This is a genomic window from Klebsiella sp. 10982 (assembly GCF_048589245.1).
In the GTDB taxonomy this organism is placed as follows: domain Bacteria; phylum Pseudomonadota; class Gammaproteobacteria; order Enterobacterales; family Enterobacteriaceae; genus Klebsiella; species Klebsiella quasivariicola.
Map to the genome: position 1 here is coordinate 238,850 of NZ_JBMAXV010000005.1, position 14,935 is coordinate 253,784.

Annotated in this window: 11 protein-coding genes; 5 read left to right on the plus strand and 6 right to left on the minus strand. The window is 60.3% G+C overall.

What is annotated here, in order from left to right; all coding sequences use genetic code 11:
• Nucleotides 1–56: 56 nt before the first annotated feature.
• The 6 genes from ACKLKD_RS06845 to moeA form a co-directional block, all read right to left on the minus strand.
• Nucleotides 57–1,322 carry a DUF1479 domain-containing protein gene (locus tag ACKLKD_RS06845; protein ID WP_025714151.1) on the minus strand — a complete coding sequence of 422 codons (1,266 nt, stop codon included), beginning with the start codon at nucleotides 1,320–1,322 and terminating at the stop codon, nucleotides 57–59.
• A 140-nt stretch (nucleotides 1,323–1,462) separates the two neighbouring features.
• Nucleotides 1,463–2,278: a Cof-type HAD-IIB family hydrolase gene (locus tag ACKLKD_RS06850; RefSeq protein ID WP_025714152.1), complete on the minus strand. Its 816-nt coding sequence runs from the start codon at nucleotides 2,276–2,278 to the stop codon at nucleotides 1,463–1,465.
• A gap of 179 nt (nucleotides 2,279–2,457) precedes the next feature.
• A complete protein-coding gene (locus ACKLKD_RS06855) occupies nucleotides 2,458–4,890 on the minus strand; it encodes a formate C-acetyltransferase/glycerol dehydratase family glycyl radical enzyme (RefSeq protein WP_087805010.1) in 2,433 nt (810 codons plus the stop codon).
• Nucleotides 4,891–4,894: 4 nt separating this feature from the next.
• Nucleotides 4,895–5,794, minus strand: coding sequence for a glycyl-radical enzyme activating protein (locus tag ACKLKD_RS06860; RefSeq protein WP_080897584.1), 900 nt, complete (start codon nucleotides 5,792–5,794; stop codon nucleotides 4,895–4,897).
• Between the two features lie 156 nt (nucleotides 5,795–5,950).
• On the minus strand, nucleotides 5,951–6,706 hold the full coding sequence (gene moeB / locus ACKLKD_RS06865; RefSeq protein WP_025714155.1) for a molybdopterin-synthase adenylyltransferase MoeB: 756 nt from the start codon (nucleotides 6,704–6,706) through the stop codon (nucleotides 5,951–5,953).
• Entirely contained in the window at nucleotides 6,706–7,941 is a 1,236-nt protein-coding gene (gene moeA, locus ACKLKD_RS06870; protein ID WP_087805009.1) for a molybdopterin molybdotransferase MoeA, read from the minus strand. The genes moeB and moeA overlap by 1 nt, the downstream gene beginning before the upstream one ends.
• Nucleotides 7,942–8,176: 235 nt before the next feature.
• Between moeA and iaaA the strand changes: the two genes are divergently transcribed.
• From iaaA to gsiD, 5 genes are read left to right on the plus strand one after another with little or no spacing between them, the layout of a single operon-like run.
• Nucleotides 8,177–9,118: a beta-aspartyl-peptidase gene (gene iaaA, locus ACKLKD_RS06875; RefSeq protein WP_008805796.1), complete on the plus strand. Its 942-nt coding sequence runs from the start codon at nucleotides 8,177–8,179 to the stop codon at nucleotides 9,116–9,118.
• Nucleotides 9,119–9,135: 17 nt separating this feature from the next.
• Nucleotides 9,136–10,989: a glutathione ABC transporter ATP-binding protein GsiA gene (gsiA, locus tag ACKLKD_RS06880; protein WP_087805007.1), complete on the plus strand. Its 1,854-nt coding sequence runs from the start codon at nucleotides 9,136–9,138 to the stop codon at nucleotides 10,987–10,989.
• Between the two features lie 38 nt (nucleotides 10,990–11,027).
• The gene (gene gsiB, locus ACKLKD_RS06885; RefSeq protein WP_080897583.1) at nucleotides 11,028–12,569 is read left to right on the plus strand and encodes a glutathione ABC transporter substrate-binding protein GsiB; all 1,542 of its coding nucleotides are present in this window, start codon (nucleotides 11,028–11,030) and stop codon (nucleotides 12,567–12,569) included.
• 46 nt (nucleotides 12,570–12,615) lie between these two features.
• Nucleotides 12,616–13,536 (plus strand): glutathione ABC transporter permease GsiC, encoded by a 921-nt coding sequence (gsiC, locus tag ACKLKD_RS06890; protein ID WP_025714159.1) that lies wholly within the window; start codon nucleotides 12,616–12,618, stop codon nucleotides 13,534–13,536.
• A 1-nt stretch (nucleotide 13,537) separates the two neighbouring features.
• Entirely contained in the window at nucleotides 13,538–14,449 is a 912-nt protein-coding gene (gsiD, locus tag ACKLKD_RS06895) for a glutathione ABC transporter permease GsiD (RefSeq protein WP_025714160.1), read from the plus strand.
• The last annotated feature ends 486 nt before the right edge of the window (nucleotides 14,450–14,935 follow it).

Sequence of the window (14,935 nt, forward strand, 5' to 3'; positions counted from 1 at the left end):
CGGTTTCCGCCTTACCCGGGTGACTAACGACATGAAACGCCGGGGCCGTATGACGATTAGACCGGCATACCCAGCGCCCGTTTGCCGTGAATATTCAGATCCTGCAGGGTGAAGCGGCCCTGCCAGCTGGCTTCATAGTCCTCGCGCGGGAAATCTCCCGGCGAGGCGCCTTTTTCCAGAGCGGCTTTCACCTTCTGCGCATAGGCGAGATTCTTCTCGCACATCGGCGCGGCGGGGATGTACATCACGTTGCCCCAGCCCTGTTGATTTTCCACCGGCGCCACCGAGTGAATCACATCGCAGTGCCACCAGACCGAATCGCCGGCATTCAGCGCCGGAATCGAGCTTAACGCTTTAATTAAGAGCGGGTGCCACTGCTCAGAGATCGGCAGCACTCTGCCCGGCGCGACGCCGCACAGCTCATCTTCTGGCACATCGTCAAGCAGCGGGCGCAGCAGCACATAAGCCATCGCCTCGGGGATCGGCACCACGTGCAGCAGCCCCTGTCCCGGGATCATGTCCGACAGCGCCGTCCAGCCCTGGAAGGTGCGGAACACCGAGCATTTGGTGGTGTTGTCGACGGTGTACTCTTCCACTTCGGTACGGTGCGCGGCGTCCCACGGATCGTAGGCGTCGATATGGCCATTAAAGACGTTGGCGAAGACCTGCTGGTAGGCGGGGAGCAGCCAGCGCTCCAGCGCCCCGGAATCGGTATGCGCGCCCAGCCCCTTCGAAGTGGTTCCCGGCGGACGGCGGCGAATACGGTCGGGGTAAATCACGCTGACATCCGGGTCGAACCAGCGTGTGCCGTCCTGCTCAAAGCGCCACAAGCGGTTAAGGAAGGATTGCACTGCCGCCATTTCATTACTCTGGCGCGCCTGCATTTGCGAGGGCGACCAGTAGATCGGATAGATCTCCGGGCGCGAAGCCTCCAGCGAACCGAAGAAGCTGTCGCCGGGGCCTTTGTACACGTCGTCGAAATGATTGCGATCCAGGTATTCCAGCATGGCGTTATCCCAGGCCAGCGCCTGTTCGCGCGGGAAGTGCCCCTTGATCACCGCGCAGCCGCGGCGCTTAATCGCCGCGCGCTGGGCATCGCTCACTCTTCCTTCGGCGATATCGCTGAACGGGATCGTCGGCCAAACCTCCTGGCCGGCGGCTTTCAGGGCCTCAATTTCGTCCAGACGCTCTGTGATGTGCGCGGAAAGTTTATCAAATACCGCCTGAACGTCACCGATTTGCGCGCGTAGGGCCTGTTTCATCTGGCGAATCGCCGCTTTGTGATCGGCAGGTAATGTTTCGTGGGTCGGGAGAGCAGCCATAATAACCTCGCTGTTTCTTTCGTTCGAAAGTATTAAATCTTACAAGCGTTAATTTAAGTTAAAATGGAGTTAATGCAAGTTTAAAATCTTGCTGCGGCGCACAAAATGGAAAAGCCGGGGCATGAGACCCCGGCGAAGGGTCACGCGTTGAAGGGAGTGGTACTATCGAGGACGGCCTGAATGACGTTCAGCGCGCCGTCATGGTTATTATCGTCGGTGGTATAACCCGCAATGGCCTTAATGCTGTCGGCGGCGTTACCCATGGCGAAGGCGTATTTCACCAGCTTCAGCATTTCGGCGTCATTGCCGCTGTCGCCGATGGCGACGCACTGCTGCGGCGAAAGGTTCCAGCGTTTGAGCAGGCGGCTGATGCCGTTGGCTTTATGCAGGCCAGGGATAATCAAATCGACAAAGCCAAAGCCGCTGGTGACCGGCTTCATGATGCCGTCGAGCGACACGTGCAGCTTATCGATCAGCTGTGGGATCTCGCTGTCCGGCAGATTAAGCGAGAATTTAAACAGGGTGTCGTTGATGGCGTGATAGTCGCTCACTCGCTGCAGGCGATGGTAGTGCTTCGCCATCAGCGCGACAAAGGCGTCCGGGGCTTTATCGCTGACGTAGGCACTCTGCAGGCCGCAGGCGACAAAGTTCAGCTGCGGATCTTTCAGCAGTTCGCCAATCACCACCTGTGATTCGTGACGGGTCAGTTCGCCGTGGAACAACTGCTTGCCATGTTCATAAACCAGAGCGCCGTTTTCTGCGACGAATGAAATCTGCTCGCGAATTTCCGGGAAAAAGGAGATCAGCTGATAGTACTGGTTACCGCTGGCGACAACAAATTCAATACCTTGCTGCTTGAGCTGCGCAAACTGGGCGAGGAAACGCGGGCGGTCGTACTGCTTGGCGTCATTGAGAAAAGTTCCGTCCATATCGGTGACGATAACTTTAACGGTCATAAGAGAGTGCTCCTGGCTTAACTTCGACCAGTAACATTCTAATTACAATGTGATGGGGAGCACAAATTTATTTCGAATGAAAGTGCACGCAGAGAAAAAATGCCGGGTGGTGGAGTGGCCTTACCCGGCCTGCTGAACTGGGTTGGCCCGCTAAGCGTAGCGCCAGCGGGCACGAAGGGTTACAGCGTATGCTCGGTACGGGCGATGATATCGTCCTGAGTATCCGGCGACAGGGCGGTGAAGAACGCCGAGTATCCAGCGACGCGGACCACTAAATCGCGGTACTGGTCAGGATGTTTCTTCGCCTCCAGCAGCGTCTCGCGCGACACGATGTTGTACTGGATATGCCAGCCTTTATGCACCTCGAAGAAGGTACGCAGCAGCACCATCAGCTTCTGCTTGTCGGACTCGTTCTCCAGCGTTGATGGATTCAGCTTCTGGTTAAGCAGCACGCCGCCGAGGATCGCCCCGGTGGGCAGTTTACCCACTGAACTGATGACCGCCGTTGGCCCCAGATGGTCGGTACCGGAGGCCGGGCTGGCCCCTTCCGCCAGCGGGGCGTGCGCTTTACGGCCATCCGGCGTGGCCATGGTCTGCGCGCCGAACGGGACGTTGGCGGAGATAGACGATGTCCCGGCGTAATAGTTGCCGCCAATCGGGCCGCGGCCATAGCGCGGGTTGTGATACTGCTTCAACTCATCGATATAGGTCTGATAGGCCCGCGCCAGCAGTTCGTCCACGCTGTCATCATCGTTACCGTACTTCGGTGCACCGTTGATCAACCGTTGGCGCAGCTGCTCGTGAGTCAGCCCTTCGAAGTCTTCCGCCAGCGCCTTCGCCAGTTCCTGTTGGCCAATGGCGCCCTGATCGAAGACCAGTTTTTTCACTGCCGCCAGGCTGTTGCCGAGGTTGGCGATGCCCACCTGCAGGCCGGAAACCCAGTCATACTTCGCGCCGCCTTGCTTAATGCTCTTCGCCCGTTCGATGCAGTCGTCCACCAGCGCCGAGCAGAGAATATCGTGGACGTTCTCCTCCAGCATGGTATCAACCACATACTCAATCTCAATCGACTTCCGGGTGTAGTAGCGGATCTGGGTATCCCAGTCGGCCAACACCTGGTCGAAGTTAGCGAAGTTGCCTTTCGACAGGGCGTGCTCCTGCGGCAGGAACACTTCGCCGCTGGTGGCATCGCGGCCGCCTTCCAGCGTCGCCAGCATCACCCGCGCGAAGTTAATGAAGCTCATGCCGGTGCAACGGTAGCCCCACTTACCGCCGACCGCGGTTTCGATACAGCCGATAGCGGCGTAATCGTAGGCGTCCTGCGGCTCGATGCCCAGCTTAATGAATTCCGGGATTACGATCTCGTCATTGTTGAAGGCCGGCATACCGAAGCCGCAGCGGATCACCTGAACGCAGGCGTCAAGGAAGTCGTTGCTCATCCCGGCGTGGTAGCGCACGCTGAGGTTCGGCTGGGTAGAACGCAGACGACCGCAGGATTCAAGGATGGCATACGACAGCGGATTGACCGCGTCCTGCGGCTTCCCGTCTACCAGATTCTGGCCACCAATGGTGACGTTCTGGTACAGCGGGCTGCCGGCAGAAGCCTTGGAGTGTGAGCCGGAGCGGATCTTGTTGACCTCCAGCAGCTTCAGCCAGCAGCTATGCAGCAGCTCAATGGCCTGTTCACGATCCAGCGACTGCTGGATCTCAACATCGCGACGATAGTACGAGTACAGGTACTGGTCCATACGGCCAAAGGAGACCGAGTGACCATTGGATTCAATCTGCAGGATCAGCTGAATGAAGTAGCACAGCTGCAGCGCCTGCCAGAAGGTTTTCGGCGGCTCATGGGCGATGATGTCGCAGTTTTCGGCTATCGTCAGCAGTTCGTGGCGGCGTGATTCACGGGATTCTGCTGTCGCCATCTCGCGCGCCAGCGCGGCGAAGCGTTTGCTGTGGTCGCTGACCGCTTCCAGAACGATATCAATCGCTTTCAGGAATTGTTCGCCGTGCAGGTCTTCCAGTACCGTCAGGTTAATGCGCGAGCGGCGTTCGGCGACTTTGGCGCGCATCCCGTCGAGCCCTTTTTCCAGCAGCAGTGGGTAGTTGACCGCCAGGTGAGCATCACCGGAGGTCATATTGCCTTCCGCTTTGATGATACCGGTGGCGAGCAGCGCCTTTTGCTCATCGGTAAACATACCGTAGCAGCGGTCCTGCACGGTCTGGCCGCGCCACCATGGGCACACTTCATGCAGTACGCGTTTGTTTTCTTCGCTGACCGAGAAGCCGGCACCCGGGCGATCGGCGAGATCGTCGATCTCTTTTTCAATCCAGCTGACAGTGTATTCCGGGAAAATCGGCGCGGCGCGCACTTCGCTGGCCTGGTTGCCGACGATCAGCTCATCGTGCTTGATCCAGATGGTGCGCTCAGCCAGATGGTGAGCCAGCGCCAGCGCACGGCGCACCGGGATCGGTTTATCAAGATGCTGCTGATACATCTCAGTGTAGTGGCGGGCGCGCTCGGTACAAACTGGCGGCTTGACGATATGCACCAGCGCCATTTTATGGGCCTGGATGCGGGCGCTGAGCGTGTTGAGTTTCAGAGTAGTCATAGGGTTATCCTCGTAATATCGCCGTTAGCCCCTTGCTTCGCGCGTAATCCTGCGCAAAGGCGAGCAGCTCAGGAGCATCCAGCGGTTTATCCGGTGCAGTATAGGGCTGACTGAGTAGTTGGTATTTATTCATTCCCAGCGTGTGGTACGGCAGGAAATGGATTTCGCTGACCTGCAAACGGTCGGCAGCAAAATTGATAATGGCGGTAATGTCGGCTTCGCTGGCGTTGAACCCCTGGATTAACGGCACGCGAATAATCATTTTTTTCCCTGCCTGCGCCAGGCGCTGCAGGTTATCTAACACCCGTCGGGCGCTGCCGTCGGTCCATTGCTGGAACACAGCTTCGTCGACATGCTTGAGGTCGGCCAGAAACAGGTCAACAGAGGGCAGGGAGGGAGCAATGTATTTCCACGGCACGTGCAGGCAGGTTTCCACGGCGGTATGAATGCCCGCGTGATGACTGGCCTCGAACAGCGCCTGCGCCAGCTCCGGGTGCATAAAGGGTTCGCCGCCGGAAAGCGTAATACCGCCGCCGCTGCGATCGTAAAACGGTTTATCGCGTAGCACCGTCGCCATGATCTCTTCGACGCTTTTCTCCTCGCCGCAGACCGTCAGCGCGGTCGTGGGGCAGCAGTCGCGCAGCGCGGTAATATGCTTATCGTTAACCTTTTGCCGATGAATGATCAGACCATCCAGGGTACGGGTGATGACATCCGGCGCCGCCCGCTGGCACAGATCGCAACCGGCAAGGCACAGGCGCGGGTCATACAGCAGGTCTTCGCTGCGGGCACGGCTTTCCGGATTCTGGCACCAGCGGCAGCCCAGCGAGCAGCCTTTCAGGAAGACGACGGTGCGGATCCCTGGGCCGTCATGGGTGGAATAGCGCTGGATGTTGAAGATCATGATTTACCCTCTTGTTTGCGTATGAATATAAAAACACTTTCGAATGAAAGTTATATTGACGTGAATCAACAAGCGAGAGGGGGATAAGCCAGCGGGGAGAAAATAACGAGAGAGGTCGCAAAACCACCGGCGACTTTCGTTGCCGGTGGTGGGGTGTTAATGCGAGCCGCAGACCTCGCACTGCGGGTGGCGCGGCAGCTTCATTTCGCGGAACTGGCAGGTCATGGCATCGTACATGACGATTTTCCCGCTGGCAGGCGTGCCGTAGCCGCTCAGCAGTTTAATGGCTTCCATGGCCTGCAGCGAACCGATAGTGCCCACCAGCGGGGCCATCACCCCGGCTTCGACGCAGGTGAGGGCGTTTTCGCCAAACAGGCGGCTCAGGCAGCGGTAGCAGGGTTCGCCCTCCTGATACGTGAAGACGCTAATTTGCCCCTCCATGCGGATCGCCGCCCCGGAGACCAGCGGGGTGTGATGGCGAAAGCAGCCGGCATTGAGCTGGTTACGAATGGCGACGTTGTCGGTACAGTCGAGCACCAGATCGTGATCGGCAATCTGCGCCGCCAGCGCGGTCTCATCCAGCAAGGCATTGAGCGGCACCAGATGAACGTGCGGGTTAATACGCGCCAGCGCCTCGCGAGCGGAATCCACCTTCGGCTGGCCGAGGGTGGCGTCGCTGTGCAGCGTCTGGCGCTGGAGGTTGGACAGCGAGACGGTATCGAAATCGAGCAGGGTAAGCTGGCCCACCCCCGCGGCCGCCAGATACTGGGCGGCGGCGCAACCGAGCCCGCCGAGGCCGACCACCAGCACGCGAGCGGCTTTTAACCGCTCCTGACCGTCAAAATCAAAACCGCGCAAGACGATCTGCCGGTTATAGCGCAGCATCTCTTTATCGCTCAGCTCCACGGCCATTACAGCCCCCCAAACAGGTGACTGAACGGTTCGACCTCGACCCATTCGCCTGCTTCCACGTGGCCGCGCTCACGCTCCAGCACGATAAAGCAGTTGCCGAGGCTGAAGGAACTAAATATGTGCGAGCCCTGATGACCGGTGGTGGTTACCACCAGTTCGCCGTCCGGGTTGCGCTGCAGAATTCCGCGCTGAAAATCGAGGCGGCCCGGGGACTTTTTCAGCCGCGTGGCGGCGCGAACCCGCAGACGGGTCGCCTGAAGCGAACCGTGGTTACCGGATAGCTTCGCCAGCAGGGGTTGCACCAGCTGACAGAAGGTGACGGTGGCGGAAACCGGATTGCCCGGCAGGCCGCAGAACCAGCTGCTGCTGAGCTTGCCGAAGGCGAAGGGTTTGCCCGGCTTGATCGCCAGCTTCCAGAAGCCGATTTCGCCCAGCTCTTCAAGAATGGTTTTGGTGTAGTCGGCTTCGCCCACCGAGACGCCGCCGGAGCTGATGACCACGTCGGCCTGCTGGTCGGCGGCGATAAACGCGTCACGCAGCTTCGCCGGGTCGTCAGGAATAATGCCGAGATTAATGACCTCGTAGCCCAGCTGCTGCAGCATCAGGTGCACCGCCAGGCGGTTGGTATCGTAAATCTGGCCGTCGCCGAGCGGTTGACCCGGCAGCTGCAGCTCATCGCCGGTTGAGAAGACCGCGACGCGGACCTTGCGCACCACCTCGACCTCGGCAATGCCCAGCGAGGCCAGCACCGGCAGCTCGGCCACCGTCAGGGGCGTCCCCGCCGGGAAGACCACCGCGCCGTGGGCGATATCTTCTCCGCGACGGCGAATGTGCTGCCCGGCTTTCACCGGCGCGGTAAAGTGCACGCCGGCGTCGGTCTGTTCGGTCTCTTCCTGCATGACCACCGCGTCGCAGCCCGCAGGCACCGGCGCGCCGGTCATGATGCGGATACAGGTGCCGGTGGGCCAGGTCTCGTGAAACGGTTGGCCGGCAAAGGCCTTACCGGCGACCGGCAGCGCCGCGCCGTCGCGAAGGTCGCTTAGCCGGACGGCATAGCCATCCATCGCGGCGTTATCAAAGCCGGGCACATCCAGCGGGGAGACGATGTCATGGGCGGTCACACGCGAGAAGGCCTGCAACAGCGGTACAGTTTCCGTCGCGTTCAGCGGCGTAATACGATCGAGCATCTGGGCGAGGGCTGTGTCGAGCGGCATCAGTCCGGCGGTAAAATCCATGGGTCACTCCTGCGGGCAAAACAGCGAAAACGCCTATTATGGCAGAAAAGCGGCGCGGGCTGTATGCCACCTGGGTACGAGGCTTTACATCGCCCGCCGCTCTTTCTATATTCAAAAATTGTATAAGACATTCAGCAATATAATGATATCAATACCCTTATTCCTGACGTGACCGGCGCCGCGCCGCGGTACGACGGGGCAGGGGCGATCCACTTCATCGTTAAGGACTGGCGAAATGGGCAAGGCGGTTATAGCAATTCACGGCGGCGCAGGGGCGATTTCTCGCGCGCAGATGACGCCGGAGCGGGAGCGAGAGTATGTGGCGGCGCTGTCGACTATCGTCGAAAGCGGGCAGAAGATGTTGGCTGCGGGCGCCAGTGCGCTGGATACCGTGACCGAGGCCGTTCGGCTGCTGGAAGAGTGCCCGCTGTTTAATGCCGGGATGGGCGCGGTATTTACCCACGATCAAACCCACGAGCTGGACGCCTGCGTAATGGATGGCTACAGCCTGCAGGCGGGCGCGGTGGCCGGGGTCAAACATTTGCGTAATCCGGTGCTGGCGGCGCGTCTGGTACTGGAGGAGAGTCCGCACGTGCTGCTGATTGGCGAGGGCGCGGAAAATTTCGCCTTCTCCCGGGGGATGGAACGCGTGGAAAACGATCTCTTCTCCACGCCCGAGCGCCTGCTGCAGCTGCAGGAGGCGAAAGCGGGCGGGGAGATTATCCTCGACCACCACGCCGCCCCGCTCGATGAACGCCAGAAAATGGGCACCGTCGGCGCGGTGGCGCTCGACCTGGCTGGCAATCTGGCGGCGGCAACCTCCACCGGCGGCATGACCAACAAACTGCCCGGACGCGTCGGCGACAGCCCGCTGCCGGGCGCGGGATGCTATGCCAACAATGCCAGCGTGGCGGTCTCCTGCACCGGCACCGGCGAAGTTTTTATGCGCACCCTGGCGGCCTACGATATCGCCGCCCTGATGGAGTATGGTCAGTTGAGTCTCTACACCGCCTGCGAGCGGGTGGTGATGGAGAAACTGCCGGCTCTCGGCGGTAGCGGCGGGCTGATTGCCGTCGATCGCGAAGGTAACGTCGTTTTACCGTTTAACAGTGAAGGCATGTACCGCGCCTGGTGCTATGCCGGCGATACGCCGACCATTGGCATTTATCGCGAATAGAAGAAGGGAGAGGGAGAGTGTCGCAAACTCACGAAACCGATACCTGCGAAGTGCTGGTAGTGCGCAACCTGAACGTGGCCTTTCGCCAACAGGATGCGCCAGAGGTGCAGGCCGTGCGTCAGCTATCCTTCAGCCTGCGTCGCGGCGAGACGCTGGCGATAGTGGGTGAGTCCGGTTCGGGAAAATCGGTGACCGCGCTGGCGCTGATGCGTTTGCTTGACGCCGCCAGCAGCGAAGTGAGCAGCGAGGGGCTGTGGCTGCGGCGGCGTAACCGGCAGGTGATCGCGCTCAATGAGCAAACGGACGCCGAGATGCGCCGGGTGCGCGGCGCGGATCTGGCCATGATTTTTCAGGAGCCGATGACCTCGCTGAATCCGGTTTTTACCATCGGCGAACAAATCGCCGAATCCCTGCGCCTGCACCAGGGGCTGGGGCGCGAAGAGGCGCTGCGCGCGGCGAAAAAGATGCTCGACCAGGTGCGTATTCCCCAGGCGGAAGAGATGCTCTCACGCTATCCGCACCAGCTCTCCGGCGGCATGCGCCAGCGGGTGATGATCGCCATGGCGCTCTCCTGCCGGCCGGCGGTGTTGATAGCCGATGAGCCGACCACGGCCCTGGATGTCACCATCCAGGCGCAAATTTTGCAACTCATTGCCGTCCTGCAAAAGGAGATGGCGATGGGGGTGATCTTTATTACCCACGATATGGGCGTCGTGGCCGATATCGCCGATCGGGTGCTGGTGATGTATCGCGGTGAGGCGGTAGAGACCGGCAGCGTTGAGGAGATCTTTCGTTCGCCGCAGCACCCTTATACTCAGTCGCTGCTGGCGGCGGTTCCGCGGCTGGGGGAGATGCGGGGTCAGGATCTGCCGCGCCGTTTTTCGCTTCCCGGTCAGCCGCAGGCGGAGACCGAAACGCCAGACACGGTGGCGGCGGGGGAGCCTATCCTGCAGGTGCGCGACCTGGTGGCCCGTTTTCCGGTGCGCGGTGGGCTGCTCAATCGCGTGACGCGCGAAGTGCATGCGGTGGAGAAGATCAGTTTTGATCTCTGGCCGGGAGAGACCCTGTCGCTGGTGGGAGAGTCCGGCTGCGGCAAGTCGACCACCGGCCGGGCGCTGCTGAGACTGGTCGAAACCCAGGGTGGCACCATTACCTTCGACGGCCAACGGATTGATACGCTCTCCGGCAGCAAGCTGCAATCCCTGCGCCGTAATATTCAGTTTATTTTTCAGGATCCTTACGCTTCGCTTGACCCGCGTCAGACGGTCGGTGACTCGATCATGGAGCCGCTACGGGTGCATGGCCTGCTGCATGGTGAAGCCGCGCGTGAGCGGGTTTCCTGGCTGCTGAAGCGCGTGGGGCTTCAGCCGGAGCATGCCTGGCGTTACCCCCATGCCTTTTCCGGCGGCCAACGGCAGCGGATCTGCATTGCCCGCGCGCTGGCGCTGAATCCGAAGGTGGTGATAGCCGATGAGTCGGTGTCGGCCCTGGATGTCTCCATTCGGGCGCAGATTATCAATCTGATGCTCGACCTGCAGCGCGAGATGGGTATCGCGTTTCTGTTTATTTCCCATGATATGGCGGTGGTGGAGCGCATCAGCCACCGCGTGGCGGTGATGTATCGCGGTCGCATTGTCGAAATAGGCCCGCGCCGCGCGGTGTTTGAAAACCCGCAGCACCCCTATACCCGTAAGCTGATGGCTGCCGTACCGGTGGCCGACCCGACCTTTCGTCATCCGCAGCGGATCCTGCTGTCGGATGACGTCCCGGGGAATATCTATAAGCGGGGCGAAGAGATCGCCAGCGCGCCATTGCAGCAGGTAGGCCCGGGCCACTTTGTTGCCCGCGAATCCGCCGATGTGCTGGGCTGAACATAACAACACATAATGCACCTTTTCAGGAGAACACGATGACACAACCTGTTTCACGCAAATGGTGGCTGGCGCTGAGTATCGCGGCAGCCCTGGCGAGCGCTCCCGCCTTTGCCGCCAAAGATGTGGTGGTGGCGGTCGGGTCTAACTTCACGACCCTTGATCCCTATGACGCCAACGATACGCTGTCGCAGGCGGTGGCGAAGTCCTTTTATCAAGGCCTGTTCGGCCTTGATAAAGAGATGAAGCTGCAAAACGTCCTCGCCGAGAGCTATACCGTGTCACCGGACGGCCTGGTGTACACCGTTAAGCTGCACAGCGGGGTGAAATTCCAGGATGGCACTGACTTTAACGCCGAGGCGGTAAAGGCTAACCTCGATCGCGCGAGTAACCCGGATAACCATCTCAAGCGCTATAACCTGTATAAAAATATCGCCAGCACCGAGGCGGTCGATCCGACTACGGTCAAAATTACCCTGAAGCAGCCCTTCTCGGCGTTTATTAACATTCTCGCCCATCCGGCGACAGCGATGATTTCGCCGGCGGCGCTGAAAAAATATGGTAAGGATATCGGCTTCCACCCGGTGGGCACCGGGCCGTATAAGCTCGACACCTGGAACCAGACGGATTTTGTGAAGGTCAGCAAGTTCGATGGGTACTGGCAGCCGGGGCTGCCAAAGCTGGATTCTATCACCTGGCGTCCGGTGGTGGATAACAATACCCGGGCGGCGATGCTGCAGACCGGCGAGGCGCAGTTCGCCTTCCCGATCCCTTACGAACAGGCGCCGCTGCTGGCGAAAAACAGCAAACTGGAGCTGGTGGCCAGCCCGTCGATCATGCAGCGCTACATCAGCATGAACGTGACGCAGAAGCCGTTCGATAACCCGAAGGTGCGCGAAGCCATCAACTATGCGATTAACCGTCAGGCGCTGGTCAAGGTGGCGTTTGCCGGATACGCCACCCCGGCAACCGGCGTGGTGCCGCCGTCGATTGCCTACGCCCAGACCTACACCGCCTGGCCCTACGATCCGGCGAAAGCGCGCCAGCTGCTGAAAGAGGCCGGCTATCCTGACGGCTTCAGTACCACGCTATGGTCGTCCCATAACCACAGCACCGCGCAGAAAGTGCTGCAATTCACCCAGCAGCAGCTGGCGCAGGTGGGGATTAAGGCACAGGTGACGGCGATGGACGCCGGTCAGCGGGCGGCGGAAGTGGAAGGCAAAGGGCAGAAAGAGAGCGGGGTACGGATGTTCTATACCGGCTGGTCCGCCTCCACCGGTGAAGCCGACTGGGCGCTGTCGCCGCTGTTCGCCTCACAAAACTGGCCGCCGACGCTGTTTAACACCGCGTTTTACAGCAACCCGCAGGTGGATAAAGCGCTGAGCGAGGCGCTGAAAACCACCGATCCGCAAGAGAAAACCAGACTCTATAAAGAGGCGCAGGATACTATCTGGAAAGAGTCGCCGTGGGTGCCGCTGGTGGTCGAGAAACTGGTCTCCGCCCACAGCAAGAACCTCACCGGTTTCTATATCCAGCCGGATACCGGCTTTAGCTTCGAGCAGGCGGATCTGACGCAGTGATCATGTCTATCCTCATGCGTTCCCTCTCCCGGGATGGGAGGGGGAGATGCTGAATTATGTGATTAAGCGCCTGCTGGGGCTGATCCCCACCCTGCTTATCGTTGCGGTGCTGGTGTTCCTGTTTGTGCATATGCTGCCCGGTGACCCGGCGCGGCTGATTGCCGGACCGGAGGCCGACGCTCAGGTGGTGGCGATGGTGCGCCAGCAGCTGGGGCTTGACCAGCCGCTGCATGTCCAGTTCTGGCACTATATCACCAGCGTACTGCGCGGCGATTTTGGTATTTCCATGGCCTCGCGGCGTCCTGTTGCCAGCGAGATAGCCAGCCGCTTTATGCCCACGCTATGGCTGACGCTGGCCAGCATGAGCTGGGCGGTGCTGTTCGGAATGGCGGCCGGGATCGCGGCCGCGGTGTGGCGTAATCGCTGGCCTGATCGCCTGGGGATGGCGCTGGCGGTGAGCGGTATTTCGTTTCCGGCCTTTGCTCTCGGTATGCTGCTGATGCAGGTGTTTTCTGTCGAGCTGGGCTGGCTGCCGACGGTGGGGGCCGACAGCTGGCGGCACTATATTTTGCCTTCGCTAACCCTTGGCGCGGCGGTGGCGGCGGTCATGGCGCGCTTTACCCGCGCATCGTTCGTCGATGTGCTCCATGAAGACTATATGCGCACCGCGCGGGCGAAAGGAGTGAGCGAAACGCGGGTGGTGCTTAAGCATGGTCTGCGCAATGCGATGATCCCGGTGGTGACCATGATGGGGCTGCAGTTCGGCTTTCTGCTCGGTGGGTCGATCGTCGTGGAAAAGGTGTTTAACTGGCCGGGGCTGGGCCGATTGCTGGTCGATTCGGTGGAGATGCGCGATTACCCGGTGATTCAGGCGGAAGTCCTGCTCTTTTCGCTGGAGTTTATTCTTATCAATTTAGTGGTGGATGTGCTGTACGCGGCCATAAACCCGGCTATCAGGTATAAGTAAGGTGCGATTGCTCAACTGGAGAAGGCAGGCGGCGCTGAACGCCATGCCGGGTATCAGACCCGGCGAGATCCATACCCCATGGCATGAGTTCTGGCGGCGCTTTCGTCGCCAGCCGGTAGCGATGGGCGCCGGTATTTTCGTGCTGTTGCTGATTGTGGTAGCCATCGTTGCCCCATGGATAGCGCCGTACGATGCGGAAAATTATTTTGACTATGACCGGCTTAACGAGGGGCCCTCGCTGGTGCACTGGTTCGGTGTCGACTCCCTGGGGCGGGATATTTTCAGCCGGGTGCTGGTCGGGGCGCAGATCTCGCTGGCAGCCGGGGTGCTGGCGGTGCTGATTGGCGCGGCCATCGGCACGGTGCTGGGGCTGCTGGCCGGGTACTATGAGGGCTGGTGGGACCGGCTCATTATGCGACTTTGCGACGTGCTGTTCGCCTTTCCAGGGATCCTGCTGGCGATCGCGGTGGTTGCCGTCATGGGCAGCGGGATGGCCAACGTGATCATCGCCGTGGCGATCTTCTCGATCCCGGCATTCGCCCGTCTGGTGCGCGGCAATACGCTGGTGTTAAAGCAGCAGACCTTTATTGAATCGGCGCGCAGCATCGGCGCCAGCGACGCCACCATCCTCTTCAACCACATCCTGCCGGGGACGGTGTCATCGATCGTGGTTTACTTCACAATGCGTATTGGGGTGTCGATTATTTCGGCGGCCAGCCTGTCTTTTCTCGGCCTTGGCGCGCAGCCGCCCACCCCGGAGTGGGGCGCGATGCTTAACGAGGCGCGGGCGGATATGGTGATGTCCCCGCATGTGGCGCTGTTTCCGGCGGTGGCGATTTTCGTGACCGTGCTGGCGTTTAATCTGCTGGGCGATGGTCTGCGCGATGCGCTGGATCCGAAGTTAAAGGGGTAGGGTGGGGGAAAGCACCGCCGTGCGGTGCTTTATATTATTTGTGGCTTCAGCACACATTAATCTTCTGCGTTACGTCTCTCATAGCGCAGGGAGCGGTGTGGGGCGAAACGACTGCCGGACGGTTCCCTCTCCCTCCGGGAGAGGGGTAGGGTGAGGGGAAGCTCCGCCGTGCGGTGCTTTATATTATTTGTGGCTTCAGCGTAGTTTGCGCTCCCGGTTAGTCTTCTGCGTTATGTCTCTTACGGCGCAGGGAGCGGTGTGGGGCGAAACGACTGCCGGACGGTTCCCTCTCCCTCCGGGAGAGGGTTAGGGTGAGGGAAAGCTTCGCCGTGCGGTGCTTTATATTATTTGTGGCTTCAACGCACATTGCGCTCCCGGTTAATCTTCTGCGTTATGCCTGGCATGGCGCAGGGAGCGTACAGGGGGCGGCCAGTCGCCGCCGCCCCCTGTACCCCCGGGCTCCGGCCAGCAACATCGCCACTGCGT

Excerpts from the sequence above, each read along its gene's own strand:
- ACKLKD_RS06845 (WP_025714151.1), bottom strand. The coding sequence starts at position 1,322 with ATGGCTGCTCTCCCGACCCACGAAACATTACCTGCCGATCACAAAGCG.
- ACKLKD_RS06850 (WP_025714152.1), bottom strand. The coding sequence starts at position 2,278 with ATGACCGTTAAAGTTATCGTCACCGATATGGACGGAACTTTTCTCAAT.
- ACKLKD_RS06855 (WP_087805010.1), bottom strand. The coding sequence starts at position 4,890 with ATGACTACTCTGAAACTCAACACGCTCAGCGCCCGCATCCAGGCCCAT.
- ACKLKD_RS06860 (WP_080897584.1), bottom strand. The coding sequence starts at position 5,794 with ATGATCTTCAACATCCAGCGCTATTCCACCCATGACGGCCCAGGGATC.
- moeB (WP_025714155.1), bottom strand. The coding sequence starts at position 6,706 with ATGGCCGTGGAGCTGAGCGATAAAGAGATGCTGCGCTATAACCGGCAG.
- moeA (WP_087805009.1), bottom strand. The coding sequence starts at position 7,941 with ATGGATTTTACCGCCGGACTGATGCCGCTCGACACAGCCCTCGCCCAG.
- iaaA (WP_008805796.1), top strand. The coding sequence starts at position 8,177 with ATGGGCAAGGCGGTTATAGCAATTCACGGCGGCGCAGGGGCGATTTCT.
- gsiB (WP_080897583.1), top strand. The coding sequence starts at position 11,028 with ATGACACAACCTGTTTCACGCAAATGGTGGCTGGCGCTGAGTATCGCG.
- gsiC (WP_025714159.1), top strand. The coding sequence starts at position 12,616 with ATGCTGAATTATGTGATTAAGCGCCTGCTGGGGCTGATCCCCACCCTG.